General features: G+C 72.8%; 14 protein-coding genes. 3 read left to right on the plus strand and 11 right to left on the minus strand.

Annotated elements, in window-relative coordinates; genetic code table 11:
- Positions 1 to 11 precede the first annotated feature (11 nt).
- From OIE13_RS25055 to OIE13_RS25065, 3 genes are all read left to right on the plus strand, one after another.
- Positions 12 to 965 (plus strand): NYN domain-containing protein, encoded by a 954-nt coding sequence (locus OIE13_RS25055; protein ID WP_326635947.1) that lies wholly within the window; start codon positions 12 to 14, stop codon positions 963 to 965.
- Between the two features lie 217 nt (positions 966 to 1,182).
- Positions 1,183 to 2,604, plus strand: coding sequence for an AlkA N-terminal domain-containing protein (locus OIE13_RS25060; protein WP_326635945.1), 1,422 nt, complete (start codon positions 1,183 to 1,185; stop codon positions 2,602 to 2,604).
- Positions 2,601 to 3,107 carry a methylated-DNA--[protein]-cysteine S-methyltransferase gene (locus OIE13_RS25065; protein WP_326635943.1) on the plus strand — a complete coding sequence of 169 codons (507 nt, stop codon included), beginning with the start codon at positions 2,601 to 2,603 and terminating at the stop codon, positions 3,105 to 3,107. Before OIE13_RS25060 ends, OIE13_RS25065 begins: the two co-directional genes overlap by 4 nt.
- A gap of 191 nt (positions 3,108 to 3,298) precedes the next feature.
- On the opposite strand, the gene OIE13_RS25070 is transcribed toward OIE13_RS25065, so the two are convergent.
- The 11 genes from OIE13_RS25070 to OIE13_RS25120 form a co-directional block, all read right to left on the minus strand.
- Positions 3,299 to 4,243 (minus strand): hypothetical protein, encoded by a 945-nt coding sequence (locus tag OIE13_RS25070; RefSeq protein WP_326828825.1) that lies wholly within the window; start codon positions 4,241 to 4,243, stop codon positions 3,299 to 3,301.
- Positions 4,240 to 4,860, minus strand: coding sequence for a hypothetical protein (locus tag OIE13_RS25075; protein ID WP_326635940.1), 621 nt, complete (start codon positions 4,858 to 4,860; stop codon positions 4,240 to 4,242). Before OIE13_RS25075 ends, OIE13_RS25070 begins: the two co-directional genes overlap by 4 nt.
- A gap of 218 nt (positions 4,861 to 5,078) precedes the next feature.
- Positions 5,079 to 8,051, minus strand: a complete 2,973-nt coding sequence (locus tag OIE13_RS25080) for a hypothetical protein (RefSeq protein ID WP_326828826.1) — start codon at positions 8,049 to 8,051, stop codon at positions 5,079 to 5,081.
- 52 nt (positions 8,052 to 8,103) lie between these two features.
- Positions 8,104 to 8,511, minus strand: coding sequence for a pilus assembly protein TadG-related protein (locus tag OIE13_RS25085; RefSeq protein WP_326635937.1), 408 nt, complete (start codon positions 8,509 to 8,511; stop codon positions 8,104 to 8,106).
- Between the two features lie 191 nt (positions 8,512 to 8,702).
- The gene (locus tag OIE13_RS25090; RefSeq protein WP_326635936.1) at positions 8,703 to 9,110 is read right to left on the minus strand and encodes a TadE/TadG family type IV pilus assembly protein; all 408 of its coding nucleotides are present in this window, start codon (positions 9,108 to 9,110) and stop codon (positions 8,703 to 8,705) included.
- Positions 9,107 to 9,487, minus strand: coding sequence for a TadE family protein (locus OIE13_RS25095; RefSeq protein ID WP_326635935.1), 381 nt, complete (start codon positions 9,485 to 9,487; stop codon positions 9,107 to 9,109). Before OIE13_RS25095 ends, OIE13_RS25090 begins: the two co-directional genes overlap by 4 nt.
- A 169-nt stretch (positions 9,488 to 9,656) precedes the next feature.
- Complete coding sequence (locus tag OIE13_RS25100; RefSeq protein WP_326635933.1) at positions 9,657 to 9,899, minus strand: hypothetical protein; 243 nt, start codon at positions 9,897 to 9,899, stop codon at positions 9,657 to 9,659.
- A 2-nt stretch (positions 9,900 to 9,901) separates the two neighbouring features.
- A complete protein-coding gene (locus tag OIE13_RS25105) occupies positions 9,902 to 10,837 on the minus strand; it encodes a type II secretion system F family protein (protein ID WP_326635932.1) in 936 nt (311 codons plus the stop codon).
- Complete coding sequence (locus tag OIE13_RS25110) at positions 10,830 to 11,717, minus strand: type II secretion system F family protein (RefSeq protein WP_326635931.1); 888 nt, start codon at positions 11,715 to 11,717, stop codon at positions 10,830 to 10,832. The genes OIE13_RS25105 and OIE13_RS25110 overlap by 8 nt, the downstream gene beginning before the upstream one ends.
- Positions 11,714 to 13,015, minus strand: a complete 1,302-nt coding sequence (locus OIE13_RS25115; RefSeq protein ID WP_326635929.1) for a CpaF family protein — start codon at positions 13,013 to 13,015, stop codon at positions 11,714 to 11,716. Before OIE13_RS25115 ends, OIE13_RS25110 begins: the two co-directional genes overlap by 4 nt.
- Positions 13,012 to 13,821 (minus strand): hypothetical protein, encoded by an 810-nt coding sequence (locus OIE13_RS25120; RefSeq protein WP_326635927.1) that lies wholly within the window; start codon positions 13,819 to 13,821, stop codon positions 13,012 to 13,014. Before OIE13_RS25120 ends, OIE13_RS25115 begins: the two co-directional genes overlap by 4 nt.
- Position 13,822: the final 1 nt, after the last annotated feature.

The following is a 13,822-nucleotide window of genomic DNA, read 5'->3' on the forward strand; positions in this document are numbered from 1 at the left end:
TGGAGGACGACATGACCATCCTGGACCTCACGTCACACCCCATCGCCGCGAAGTACGCCGTCCTGGTCGACGTCGGATACCTGTACGCCGCGGCGGGGGAGGTGCTTCTGAGTGCCAAGGAGCGCAAGGAGTACCGGGTGGCGGCGGACGAACTGATCCAGGCGTTGCAGAAGCACGCGGAGGAGCGGATCCACGGCGAGCTGCTGAGGATCTACTGGTACGACGCCGCCCGTGACCGGGTGCCGACCGTCGACCAGCGGGTCATCGCGCAGCTCCCCTGGGTCAAGGTCCGCCTGGGCAACCTCAACGCGAGGGGCCAGCAGAAGGGCGTGGACGCGCAGATCAGGAGCGACCTGGAGGCGCTGGCCAGGCACCACGCGGTGAGCGACACGATACTGCTGGCCGGGGACGAGGACATGGTCCCCGCCGTCGAGGCCGCCCAGGCCTACGGTGTGCGGATCCACCTGTGGGGGGTGGAGCCGCCGTACGGCACCAACCAGGCCGAGCGCCTGGTCTGGGAGTCCGACACCGTCGAGATCATCAGTGCCGACTTCCTGCGCTCCTTCTTCAGCCGGGCCCCCGCGCCGGTCCCGGTGCCGGCCGCCCCGATCGCCCCCTCCCCCGCCCAGGTCTTCGCCGGGCGCACCGCCGCCACCGCCACCGCCAAGCCCAAGTCCCCGGCGGGCCAGGTCACCAAGCTGGGCCCGAGCCGCCCTCGCGTCGAGGAGGTCGGCGAGCACGTGGCCCAGAAGTGGATCCTCACCCGCGGCCGCGACAACATCCGCGACCTGCTGCCAGGGCCGATCCTTCCCACGGTCATCGACACCGAGTTGCTCATCGAGGCGGAGAAGGAGCTGGGTCACTCCCTCCGCCCCTACCCCGAGGCGCGCGTCTGGCTGCGCGACGGATTCTGGGCCCGTGTCTACCGGGAGTTCGAGATCGGGGTCGGCGTCTCCTCCAAGTGACACCTCGTCGCGCGTGTCCCCTGCCGCCCGAGACGTCCGGCACGCCCCCTGGGTGACGCCTCCCCCCGGCCGCGCTTTCGGTGAGGCACTTCCCATGCTCCCCGGCCCCGGCCCGTCACGGCCCTTCCACGGGCCGTTCCCGCTCCGCGACGGGCCACCACGACCATGTCCGATTCCCGCCAGCAGGATGACTTGGGCTGCGAGTAGCGTCGTCAGCATGTCCGTGAGAGAGCTCGACTTCGATGCCTGTTACCGCGCGGTGGCCGCCAGGGACGCCCGGTTCGACGGGCGGTTCTACACGGCGGTCACCTCCACCCACATCTACTGCCGGCCGATCTGCCCGGCACGCACCCCTTCCAGCCGCAACGTGCGGTTCTATCGCCACGCGGCCTCCGCCGAGGCGGCCGGGTTCCGGCCGTGCAAGCGGTGCCGGCCCGAGCTGAGCCCCGGCGATCCCGGCTGGGACCACCGGGGCGACCTGGTCGGCAGGGCCCTCCGGCTGATCGACGAGGGCGTGGCGGACGACGGCGGGATGGCCCGGCTGGCCGCGCGGCTGCACATCACCGGGCGGCATCTGCACCGGCTGTTCACCACGGAGATCGGCGTGGGGCCGCTGGCCGTGGCCAGGACCAAGCGCCTGCTGCTGGCCAAGCAACTGCTGACGGAGACCGGACTGCCGATCGTCGACGTGGCGTTCGCGTCGGGTTTCGGCAGCGTCCGGCAGTTCAACGCGACCATGAAGGACACCTACGGCTTCACCCCGGGCGAGCTGCGGGCGACCACGCGGCACAGGGCCGGTGTCCCGGGCGACGCACTGACCCTGCGGTTGCACCACAGGGAGCCGTACGACGCCGCGACCCTGATGCGGTTCCTGGCCGCGCGGGCGATCCCCGGCCTGGAACACGCGGACGGCACGTCCTACAGCCGCGCCGTCCCCGGCGGCACGGTCACCCTCACCCCCGAGGTGGACCACGTCCGGCTGGACGTGCGCGTCGACGACACCGGCCGCCTGGCCAGGATCGTCGCCCGCTGCCGCCGCCTCCTCGACCTCGACGCGGACCCCCAGGCCATCTCCGCCGCCCTCGGGGAGACCTCGCTGGAACCGCTCGTCGCCGCCCGCCCCGGGCTGCGGGTGCCCGGCGCGTGGGACGGCTTCGAAATGGCCGTCCGCGCCGTGATCGGCCAGCAGATCTCCGTCGCGGGCGCCCGCACCATCCTCGGACGCGTCGCCGCCCGAGCCGGCCGCCCGCATCTCGAAACAGGCGGCGACGAGGGGCCGGCCCACCTGTTCCCGACCGCGGCGCAGCTCCACGAGGCGGATCTGGGCGGGCTGGGCCTGACCGGGCGGCGGGTGGCCACGCTGAAGGCACTCGCCGCCAGGGTGGCGGACGGCGAGATCGACCTGGACGGGGCGCAGGAGCCCGCCCAGGCGGTGGCCGGGCTGCTTGAGGTTCCCGGGATCGGGCCGTGGACCTCGGGCTACATCGCGTTGCGGGCGCTGCGTGACCCGGACGCCTGGCCGGGCGGAGACCTCGGCCTGCGGCGGGCCATGGCCTGCCTGGGCATCCCGGAAGAGCACATCGAGCGGTGGCGTCCATGGCGGGCGTACGCCGCACTGCACCTTTGGAGTTCGGAATGATAGAGGCACAGGTACTCACCACCCCGACCGGTCCGCTGGCACTGCTCGCCCGCGAGGGCGTCCTGGTCGCGGCGGGCTTCACCGACGCCCCGGACGAGATGTTCGCGCGGCTCTCCCCCGGCCTCCGGTCGGAGGGCCTGGCCCTGACCGACGACCTGGGCCACCCGGCGCGGGCCGTACGCGACTACCTGGACGGCGACCTGAAAGCCCTCGACTCCGTGGCACTGGAACAGCCGGGCACGCCCACGCGGCAGCGGCTGCTCACCGCCCTGCGTGAGGTCCCGCCGGGCATCACGATCGGCTACGCCGAGCTCGCCGAGCGGGCGGGCCTGCCGAGGACGGCGGCCAGGGCGGCCGGGAGCGCGTGCGCGCAGAACCTGATCGCGCCGTTCGTCCCCTGCCACCGCGTCCTGCCGGCCACCGGCGGGTTCGGCGGCTACTACTACGGCACGCCGGTCAAGCGGTGGCTGCTCACCCACGAGAAGGCGATCGCCGGCGAGTAGCGCGGGCGGAGGTGTCCGGCCAGGCGCCGACCGGGAGTCCTCACCGGCTTCCCGGGAATCCCTGCCGGGGCCGTCTCCGACGGCCTCCTGCCGTCGAACCAGGCGAACATCGGCGGTCACCGCACGTTGGCGTCGAGGCCGGCCCGGATGGTGCGGGTGGTCGGACCGGGTGAACATGGGCGGTCACCGCCCTAGCCGGTCTTCCTGACCGTACTCTGCACCTCGCCCACCGGGACGTCTCGGGTGACCCCGACCTCGATCGGATCGTAGGCGAAGGGGACCACGTCGTCCTCGATCTCGATGGGCCAGACCGAGGTGACCGTCAGCACGTAGGCGTCACGCGGCTGGTCGATCGAGGCCCGCAGGTAGCGCACGCCGCAGGTGAACGCGGCGCCCTTCGCGTACGGCTTGCCGCCGGGGCCGCACTCCTCCTTGACCTCCGCCCGGTCGGCGGTGGTGCCCGCGTCGATCTGGATGTCCTCAAGGGTGGCGGTCACGGTGGCGCTCATGATCCCGGGCAGCGTCGCCGTCACCGACCTGGTGGTCTCGCCGATACCGCTCAGCCAGACCCAGGTCGGCAGGTTGACGTAACTCTTGGCGTCCGGGTTGAGCTCGATCTTCGGCTCGGGCACGGTCAGCGCGGCGCGGGCGATGTCGACCAGCTCGGCCATGGTGATCCCGGCGGGCGGGGTCGTGCCGGGCGGCACGAACACGTAGGTGTCCAGCGCCATCTGGCAGCTCACCCCGTTGGGATCGGACGAGTCGTGGGCGACCGTCCACCAGCGTCCCTCCTCGCCGAGCTTCTCCACGAACGGCTTGAGGGTCTCCTGCCGGGACTGTGGCGCGTCCGGGTCCACCCGGGTCGACCGCTGCTGGAAGTCCAGCATCTCCTCGGCGTTCTGGCTGGGTTCGTACCAGCAGGGACGCTTGAGCCGATAGCCGTCGCTCCTCCCCCCGCGGCCGTTCCCGCTGATGATGATCTGGGAGTTCTTCAGGCTGATCTCCGCTTTCCTCCCGCTCTGGCTGCCCCGGGCCTCGACGCTGGAGACCCCACCGCCACCGCCGGCGGTGTTCGGATTCGGATTCGGATTCGGATTCAGCAGCAGCAGCCCGGCGACCACCATGTTCATGATCATCGAAGACATCCCTTCGAGGCCTCACTGAGAGGTTCGGCATGCTGGAGCAACTTGATCCGCCAGATCCCGTCGTCACCCCGCCGGAGCCCGGCGATCTGGAGGAAGGGGTGCCTGGTCCAGTCGGGTTGCCGGCGGACCGCCTTTCCGGTCTCCGTGTCCAGCAGCCGCATCCCGGTCTCGTCCACGCACGCGTTCAGCTCGGCCCCCCTGCCGGTGACCGAGACGATATTCAACGCGTACAGCCGGGAGGTCCCGCGCACCGAGCGGCGCTGGTTCAGGAACTCCTTCACCCACAGGTACGCGTCCGTGCTCGCCCCCTCCTGGACCGTCGCGTGATACGCGGTGTCCTGGCCACCGGTGACGACCGCACGGAACGATCCGGCCCGGTAGTCGCGGAAGGTGTTGATCATCCCGATGGCGTCCCTGTCGGCCGTGGCCGGCCACTCGACCACCACCCGCACCCCCGGAGCGACCTGGACGGTCTCCGCCCTTGGCGCCGTCTGCGTGGGCGCCGGCGAGGAGGTCTCGACGGGAAGGTCGGAGGGGGTGAACTGCTCAGCCTCCGACGGGGCACAGGCCGCCGACAGGAGCACGACCAGCGCGATCACAACACGCACACCGATCACGCTAGGAGCACCCGCCCGCCGAAACCACCGATATGCACGATTCGGCATGACTCCCCTCCTGGCCTCGCCCCTCACCCTGCGGCCCACCACGCCACTGCTCCCACCGCGGACCGCCACGCCACCACCCCCGTGGTGCCCCTCCGGCACGGCACCGGCCCCGCCGCGCCCCCGCGTGACCCCCGGCTCGCGGACCGGGCCCGCCGGGCCCGTCATGCCGTCGGGGCCGAGCGCATCCGCCACGAGGGCAGCAGCTCGTCGATGAGGGCCTCGGTCTCCGGCGCCATCCCGCCGCCGTAGGGGTGGGAGGCGGCCCGCCGGTGCAGGGCGTCGGCCACCGCACGCAGGCGGACGGGGTCGTCGGTGAGATGCGTGGCCCGCAGCAGGTCGCGCCAGAGCCCCTCGTCGTCGGCGGCCAGCAGCAGCCCGGCCCGTACCGCCGCCACCGCCTGGTCGGTCTCGCCGCGGGCCAGCCGCACCTCGCAGAGCCGGTGCGCGGCGTCCGCGACGCCCGCGGTCACGTTGTACTCCAGGTCGTCGGCCGCCAGCCAGGCGTAGCGGCCCCGCGGGCGGCCGTTCAGCAGCGGCCCCCGTACCAGGCCCAGTGCCCGATCGAGCAGCGCGGCACGGCCGCCGGGGTTGGCGTGCGACTGCCGGACGAGGTCGCGGAAGAGCATCCAGTCGGTGCGCACCTCGGGGCCGAGCCGCAGCCGCCCCGACTCGTCGGTGCAGAGGTTGGGCCGGCCCTGGCTGTCGGTGCCCAGCCACGCGACGACCCTGGCGATCGTGGCGTCCCTGACGACCGCCTGCACACCACGCGGCCAGAGGATGCCGCCGAGCACCACGGGGTGGACGCCGCCGGGGTGCGTCGCCAGGTAGACGACGAGCTCGACGGCGATCACCGCCCGCCCCTCCTCCATCGGCGAGGGGCCGGCGACCTCGGCGGGGCCGAGGATCCGCACCTCGACCGAGGGCGTCTGGGTGACCGGTTCCGGCTCGTCGGCGAGCGGCTCGCCCTCCAGCCGCTCGGCCGCCAGGAACAGCTCGATCAGCGCCCGGTACTGCCGCCGGGGCAGCAGCTGCGCGGCCACGTCGAACCCGAGCGCGTCCACCTCGGCGCGGCCCTCCTCGGTGATCGTCCAGTTCCAGGTGGCGTGCGGGACGTCGCCCGCGATGACGTATCCGGCGGCGGTCCTGACGCCCTTCCTGGCGAGCAGCGCCAGACGGCGGCCCTCCTCCTCGGTGGGGGCGATCGCGGACAGCAGGTAGTGCGGGGTGCAGACCGGGTCGGCGGCGCGTCCGTGGATCCTGCCGGTGAGCACCTCGCCTCCGTGACCGCGGCCTCCTCCCGATGCCTCCAGCTCGGGCAGGATCTCCGCCAGGCTGCCCACATACCTGATCCGATCGGAGGCGATCACGGTCAGCTCCTCGCCGAAGCCGACCAGCGTGACGCGCATCCGGTCCGACCAGCGGTTGGTCGCCAGCTCCACGGCGAGCGCCGCCAGAGCGGCGGTGGCCTGCGTGCCCCCGATGCTGATCGGACCGTGGGCGGCCTCCAGGTCGACGAGCACCCGGCCCTCACCGCTGGAGCCGAGCGAGACCAGCCCCGGGTACGGCGCGGGCGCGTCGGCGAGCGCCTGCTCGTCGAGCATCCGGCCCTCGTGCGCGGGAAGCCGCCAGACCTGGCCTCCGTCGTGGGCGGCCCAGGGCGCGGGCGCGTCGGGGTCCGGCGGGTGGATCCACAGGTCGAGGGTCTGCGCCGACAGGTGGGCCGCGTAGACCGTGGGCGGGACGCGGTTCTGGGCGGCCAGGGACCTGCCCAGCAGCCGGAGCCCGACGTCGAGCATCCGGCTGCCGGGGGCGTCCGCGCCGAGCCTGAGCGCCAGCTCGGCCTGGGCGGCGTCGTCCCTTGGCCGGGTGATCCGACGCCCGAACGCCCGGTGCCAGAGCTGCCGTCTGCGCCTGCGGCCGAGCGCCACCAGCAGCCCCGCCGCGGCCAGCGAGGCCCCGGCCAGGTAGTCGAGCATCTCCAGGCCGGTGTTCTGCCCCGTGTTCTGCCCGTTCTCCGCGGGCCCCGCCACCGCCGCTCCCGGGTCCGCCGCGCCGGGGTCCTGCCGCTCGGCCCTGGCCCCGCCGGTGCCCGGCGCGTTGGTGGCCGCCGTGTCCGGGCCGCGCTCGGCGGCCGGGCTGGGGGCGGGCACCTGGCGTGGGTCGTGGGTGCCGCGCTCGGCGGCGGTGTCAGGACGGTGCTGGGCCGCATCGTGGCGCCCCTGCTGTCCCCGGCCGGTCTCCCGGGCCCGGTCCGCGTCCGACCTCTCGCCGGGGGTGGAGATCTCGGGTGCGGGCTCCGCCGGAAGGTCCGCGTCGCCCGGGGTGAGGGCCTGAGTACGGCCGTCCAGCTCGGCGGGCTTGCCTGGGTGGTCCTTGAGGGTGTCGTCGCGCGGCTGGGACGCCGGGACGATGTGCACGTTGCGCGCGTCGTCCGGCATGTCCAGGACCCAGCCGGGCCTGATCAGGTCGGCCATCCGCAGACGGCTGCCGTCCGGCTGCTCCCTGTGCTGGTTGAGCCGGTAGATCTCCGGATACCGCCGTCCGTCACCGAGGCACTTCTCCGCGATCTCCCACAGGCTCTCGTGGTGGCGGCCGTGCGGCGGCTGCACCACGTAGACCTTCTTGGCCTTCTGCACCGGCTCCAGCTCCGCCCGCTCGGCGGCGGTCGGGGCCGACGCCGTGGACATCCCGGTCGAGACGATGGCGGAGGTCGCGGGCGGCAGGCTGGTCAGCTTCGCGATCGGCAGGGCCACCGCCGAGACGGTGAACAACAACATGGCCGCCGAGACCAGCCGGTTGGCGAACATCTGGGTGCCCCCGGAGAACGGCACCCGCGCCGGCATCCCGACCCGGCGCAGCCCGGCGTAGATCTCGACCAGCACGCAGACCACCACCTGCAGCCAGGCGAGCCAGACCAGCAGCACGAGGATCGCGACGATCGTGCTCGTGCCCACCTGGCTGGTCAGCAGGTCGAGGTCGCGCAGCTCGGCCGGGAGCGGCGGCCCGGCCAGCCGGAACAGGGCGTAGGGGACCCCCGCGATGAGCGCGACCAGGACGATCAGCGCACCGAGGCCCGCCAGCAGGTCTCCCGGTGTGCGCCTGTCCTTGATACGCACGGGCTGTCGCGTGGGCATTCGTCTCCCTCCTCGTCCAGATTCGTCGTCGGTCAACCGGTGGGCCGGCAATTCACGGCAATTGGTCTGCCCCGGTGTCCGGCCCCGCCGCGGCCAGGGCCTCCATGTCCGAGCCGGGGAAGCCGAACGCGGCCAGGAAGAACGCCTTCCAGGTGACGGAGACGTTCACGGTGACCTCGGCCTGGGCGCCGCCGAGCGCGCACTGGGTGAGCTGTACGTCGCCGGAGCCGTGGGCGGAGACGATCTCCTCGGCCTTCGCGCACACCTCCCCCTCTCCCAGCAGCCGGGCCTGGCCGGTGGCGCGCAGGTGCTCGACGTCGATCTGGTCCGCGGCGGCCCTGGCTGCCTGCTCGGCGACGTCGGCGGCCCGCAGCCGGGCGTTGATGGCGGCCCCGCCGTCCACGAGCAGCCCGGCCAGCAGGAACACCACCACCGAGAAGATCACCGTGAAGATCGACATCGACCCCCGCTCGCCGTGGCGTCCTCTCCCCGCGCCCGAACACGCCGGACGCCCGGACGTCCGGTACGCCACGGGCAGGGGTGCGAGGCGACACGGAGCGTGCGAGTGCCCGGACGTCGGGCATGCCATCGTCGGGCATGCCATCGTCGGGCGGGGGAGGCTCCGGCACCGCGAGGGTGGGTTCACGAGGTTCACTCGACTCTCCGGAACTGTTCCAGCGGGACCACCGAGTCGCCCTTCATCTCCTTGGCGGCGCCGAAACCGAGGAACTCCAGATCCAGGGAGCAGGTCACCTGGGCGTGGACCCGGCCGCCCTCCTGCCAGTCCGTACCGGCCAGGCTGACCTCCGGCTCACACTCGCCCGACAGGGCGGCGCGGGCCACCTCGGCCGCGGCGTCCTCGGCGTCGGCCAGCGTGCGCTCGACGGAGGCGGCCCTGGCGGCGTCCCTCGCGGCGCCGTTGACCTCGCCCTGAGCCTCCACCACCCTTCCCGCGCCGACCAGGAACAGCAGGAACAGCAGGAAGACCGGGGCCAGCAGCACCGTCTCGGCACTGAGCGACCCTCGATCGTCCCCGGCCGCGGGAATCCGAGGGTTCACTCGCATCCTTCGCTTCCGTCGTCGGGCCGGAAGCACTCGACGGGACCGCCAAAGCGCGCGGTGACCGTGAACGTGGTGGAGGGCAGCAGCGGGACGACCTGGACCGCCGAGGCGGTCACCTCGACACCCCGCTGGTCGCCCTCCGCCCAGGCGGTGACCGTGGCGCCCTCCAGGAGCTTCGGGCCGACGGTCCGGATCACCTCCTGGGCGCGGGACTCGGCGTCCTGCTGCCAGGACTCGGTGTCGACCCGGGCCAGCCGCGCCCCCTCCCTGGCCGCGGCGTCGGCGATCTGGCGCCCGTGGAACCAGAGGGCGGACTGCACGATGAGCAGGATGACGACCAGTACCACCGGCATGATGATCGCCAGCTCGATCACGGTGGCGCCGCGCTCACCGCCCCGGCCTCGTCTGCGCGTGGCCGAACGCGCACCGCGTTCCGTGGCACCGCGTCCCGTGACATCACGTCCTGTGGCGCCGCGTTCATCACTCCGGCCGCCGTCCCGGCCGGGCTCGGCCCCCCCGTTCCCGGGGCGGCCCCGCTCACGGTCACGGGTCTCCAAGGTCGCCGCCCCCGCCGCCCCCGCCGCCGAACTGGCTGGAGATCTCCGCCTGCTTTCCCTCGACGAGGCTCTTGATGAGCGTGGCGAGGCCGAGCGCCACCCCGGCGATGATGGCCGTGATGATGACCCACTCGACGGCGGAGGCCCCCCGAGTAGGGGCGTTGCGCGCCTTCTCGATCCGGACGCTCAGAACGGCGGTCGCGTAAGTGATCCACGGATGGCTCAGCATGGTCAGGACCCCAACATCTTCATAGCGGCCGGAAAACTCAGGAAAATCACGAAACCCGCGCAGAGCAGGAGCTGGGCGACGAGCATCGACTGGGAACGCTCACCCGCCTGCCCCTCGATCTCGGCCAGCTCGCGGCGGCGCATGGTCGCGGCGCGGGCGGTGAGGGAGGAACGGACCTTGGCACCGTCGTCGGCGACCAGCCCGAGCGCCGCGGACAGGTCGCGCAACTCGTCGACGTTGATCTCGTCACCGAGCTGGCCGAGGGCCTGCCAGGGGGTGATGCCGACGATCCTGGCGTTGCCGAGCGCCTGGCGGATGCGGGACATCGCCCAGTTGGCCCCCTCCTCGTCGGGTCCTGGGCTGCCCACGGAGACCGCCATCATCAGCGCCTCGGGCACCCCTCGCCCGCCCGCCAGGTTCATCGCGACGAGATCCAGGAAGGAGCCGACGACATGCCGGAAGTCGCGGCGCATCCGCGCGGCGTCCCGCTTGACCTGCAGGTCCGGCAAGACGAAGAAGACCCCGGCGACCACGAGCGCCGCCCAGAGCGGGACGGTGACGGAGATGCCCCAGTCCATCAGCACCAGCCAGCCGACCAGCAGCGGGAAGGCCAGCAGCCCGGAGACCGCCAGCAGCACCTTGGTGGCCAGGAAACCCTCGAACGACCTGCCGAGCAGCGCCAGGTCGGCCCTGGCGGAGCGCGCCTCCCAGCCCCTGGCCGCGTAGAAACGGGCCATCCGCTCCCCCAGGCCGCGGCGGAAGGCGCTGACCTCCTCGTCGGGCAGGATGAGCCGGGCGCGAGGCGCGTCGGTGCCCTCGCGGGCGGCATCGAGCGCCAGCAGCCGCGTCACCAGCCCGGGGCGGGCGGGGAACAGGGCTCGAAACAGCAGGAACAGGCCCATCCCAAGCACGGAGCCCGCCAGCAGTGCCTCAGTCATCGGACACCTCACCCCCGGAAGGCAGGCCCAGCAGGCGGGCGGGCTTGTCGAAGCGGGCCAGGCGACGCATCCAGGCGAACCCGGCGCCGAAGAGCCCGGCGACCACCACGAGCACGGCCTGGCCGAGCGCGTTGTCGTACTCCTCGACATAGGAGGGGTTGAACACCACGAGCATGACGGCGAAGGCGATGGCCGTGCCGACCACGATCTGCACGCTCCGCCGGGTGGAGCGGCGCTCGGCCTCGACCCGGCGGCGCATGTCGAGCTCCTCGCGGGCCGAGACGGCCAGCGCGCCGAGCACGTCGCGCAGGCCGGGACCGCGCAGCTTGGAGTTGAGGATGAGGGCGGCCACGACCAGGTCGGCGGAGGGGTCGTCGAGCTCGTCGGCGAAGCGTCTGAGCGCGTCGGGCAGCGCCATCCTGGTGTGCAGGCGGTCGACCAGCGACCTCAGGTGCGGGCGGAGCGTGGGGGCCGCCGCCCGGATCGAGGACGGGATCGCCTGCTCCAGTCCGGCCGCTCCGGCGATGGTGTCGCGGAGCGACTCGGTCCAGGCGGCCAGGGCCTCCAGCCGTCGCATCGCGGTCCGCTCCTCCGCGGCGCCGCCGGACAGGCCCCGCCAGGCCAGGGCGAGGAGCACGGCTCCGACCGCCATGACCGGCCACCCGGTCACCACGAGCACGACCGCCCCGACTATGGCCCCCACCGCGGTCCGGGTGGACAGGGCGCGGAGGAACTTGCGCCTGCCCGCCTTCCTGCCGGGGGCCGACGGGCGGGGGCGCACCCCGTACAGGGCGACGACGAGCAGGAACAGCCCTGCGCCGACCGCGATGCCCGCCAGCAGCACCAGCGGGTCGAACAGGCCCTGAGGTAGGGAGGTCATGTCCAGCCTCCCGGGTCGTAGCCGAAGTGGACGAGCTCCTCCAGGCACGACAGCGGCGCGTGCGGCACGACCCGGCCGTCGGGCGCCGTGGCGAACACCTCCGAGGAGAGCACCCTGCCGTCCACCCCGGCCACCTCGCGCACGCTCGACACGAAACGCCGCAGCCTGCCTCCCACCGCGTAGTCGTTGCGCTTCTCGATGAACACCACGAAGTCGATCGCACCCGCGATGAGCATGTGGGTGGCCTCGATCGGCAGGCGCTCCGTGGCCTGGAGCGCGTAGGTGGCGATGCGGTTGAAGACCTCCATCGAGGAGTTGGCGTGAATCGTCGACAGTGAGCCGTCGTTGCCCTGGGTCATCGCGTTGAGCATGGTGACGATCTCATCGCCGAGGACCTCTCCGACGATCACCCTGGACGGGTTCATGCGCAGGGAGCGGCGGACCAGTTCCGCCATGGTGATCTCGCCCTGGCCCTCGGAATTGGGGAGCCGCTGCTCGAAGGCGACCACGTTGGGGTGTAGTTCTGGAAATTGGTCGAGGCCGAGTTCGAGGGCGCGCTCGACGGTGATGAGCCGCTCGGAAGGCGGAATCTCGTTGGCGAGGGCGCGCAGCAGCGTCGTCTTCCCGGCGTTGGTCGAACCGGAAATCATGATGTTCTTCCTGGCCGCCACCGCCGCCGCCAGAAAACGCCCCAGCTCCGGAGTCAGGCTGCCGTTTCCCACCAGGTCGCTGATGAAGACCTTGCCCAGCCGGGAGCGGCGGATGGAGATGGACGGGCGGACCGTCACGTCCATCACGGCCGAGAGCCGGGAGCCGTCGGGAAGGCGCAGGTCGAGCTGGGGGTTGGCGGTGTCGAACGGCCTGCTGGACAGGCCGCTGTAGGCGGCGAGAATCTGGATCAGCTCGACCAGCTCATCGTCGGACTCGGCCACGGGGTCGCGCATGAGCTCCTGGCCGTCGGCGTAGCCGACGAACACCCTGTCGCAGCCGTTGATGTCGATGTTCTCGACCTCGGGGTCGTCGAGCAGGGGCTGGAGGCGGCCGACGCCGAACAGGGCCGCGTGGATCCCCGCGGCCAGCGCCTCCTCCTCCTCGGCGGTGGGAGGGGTCCTGCCGACGCCGATCTCGCCGCGGGCGAACTCCTCAAGGATCTGGGCGATCAGCGCGCGGGCGAACTGGCGCTCGTCCTCGCCGGTCATCGGCTGCAGGCCGCTGGCCTGGTCCAGGCGGCGCTGGTGGGCCAGCCTGTCTCCGACGTCCTGCCGGAAGCGCTTCACCAGCGTGTGGTCGATGGTCACGGCCTGGCTCCGCTCGGCGGCTCGACGGGCACGCCCACGACCGGCTCGGGAGCGCCGACCTGGGCGGGAGCGCTGACCTGGGCGGCGAGGCGGCCGCCCAGCTCCCGGGCGGTGCGGATCAGCAGGGAGCGGTCCAGGCGCCCGCCCCACTGGCCGCGCAGCAGCTCCGCGCCCTTGGGATCGTGGGCGAGCCCGCTCACGAAGGCGAGGTTCCTGCCGGTGCCCACGACGATCCTGCGGACCTCCTCGATCGTCGTGCGGTACTGCCGGGGGTCGGCGATCACGACCACGCCCACCTGCGGCTCGCGAGGCATGATCTGCAGGCGTTCTCGCAGGTGGGCGACGTGGTCCAGGCTCGCCCTGGTGAACAGCACCACCAGCGAGGCCTCCGCGGTCAGTTCGGCCAGCTGCGGGTGGCCGCCGAGGCGTCCGCAGTCGGCCAGTACGTCGGCGCCCGGCATCGTGGCCAGTGCCCGGCCGAGCGGGCCCCAGAGCCAGGTCAGCCCGGCCGCCTGCTCGCCGTGGGTCAGCCCCGCCAGTATGTCCAGACCACCGATGATCTTCTGGGTGTGCTCGTGGATCTGTTCGGGGTGCAGGCCGCGCCGGGCCGTGGCCCCCAGGGTGAGCAGGCCTCTGGCCGGGTTGAGCACGCCGCCGTCGGCCGCGGGCAGGCGGTAGGCGAGATCGCCGCCCGCCGGGTCGCACTCGGCGAGCAGCACCGGACGCGGCCAGATGGCGCCGAGCGCGGTGGCCGCCGTGGTCACGCCGGGCGCGCCCTTGTCCGCGGCCAGCACGATGAGCGCCACG

This window comes from Streptosporangium sp. NBC_01810 (genome assembly GCF_035917355.1).
Lineage (GTDB): Bacteria > Actinomycetota > Actinomycetes > Streptosporangiales > Streptosporangiaceae > Streptosporangium.

What these genes read in the sequence shown, in the direction of transcription:
- OIE13_RS25110 (WP_326635931.1), bottom strand. Translation starts at nt 11,717, where the DNA reads ATGACCTCCCTACCTCAGGGCCTGTTCGACCCGCTGGTGCTGCTGGCG.
- OIE13_RS25080 (WP_326828826.1), bottom strand. Translation starts at nt 8,051, where the DNA reads ATGCCCACGCGACAGCCCGTGCGTATCAAGGACAGGCGCACACCGGGA.
- OIE13_RS25065 (WP_326635943.1), top strand. Translation starts at nt 2,601, where the DNA reads ATGATAGAGGCACAGGTACTCACCACCCCGACCGGTCCGCTGGCACTG.
- OIE13_RS25070 (WP_326828825.1), bottom strand. Translation starts at nt 4,243, where the DNA reads ATGATCATGAACATGGTGGTCGCCGGGCTGCTGCTGCTGAATCCGAAT.
- OIE13_RS25105 (WP_326635932.1), bottom strand. Translation starts at nt 10,837, where the DNA reads ATGACTGAGGCACTGCTGGCGGGCTCCGTGCTTGGGATGGGCCTGTTC.
- OIE13_RS25060 (WP_326635945.1), top strand. Translation starts at nt 1,183, where the DNA reads ATGTCCGTGAGAGAGCTCGACTTCGATGCCTGTTACCGCGCGGTGGCC.
- OIE13_RS25085 (WP_326635937.1), bottom strand. Translation starts at nt 8,511, where the DNA reads ATGTCGATCTTCACGGTGATCTTCTCGGTGGTGGTGTTCCTGCTGGCC.
- OIE13_RS25055 (WP_326635947.1), top strand. Translation starts at nt 12, where the DNA reads ATGACCATCCTGGACCTCACGTCACACCCCATCGCCGCGAAGTACGCC.
- OIE13_RS25100 (WP_326635933.1), bottom strand. Translation starts at nt 9,899, where the DNA reads ATGCTGAGCCATCCGTGGATCACTTACGCGACCGCCGTTCTGAGCGTC.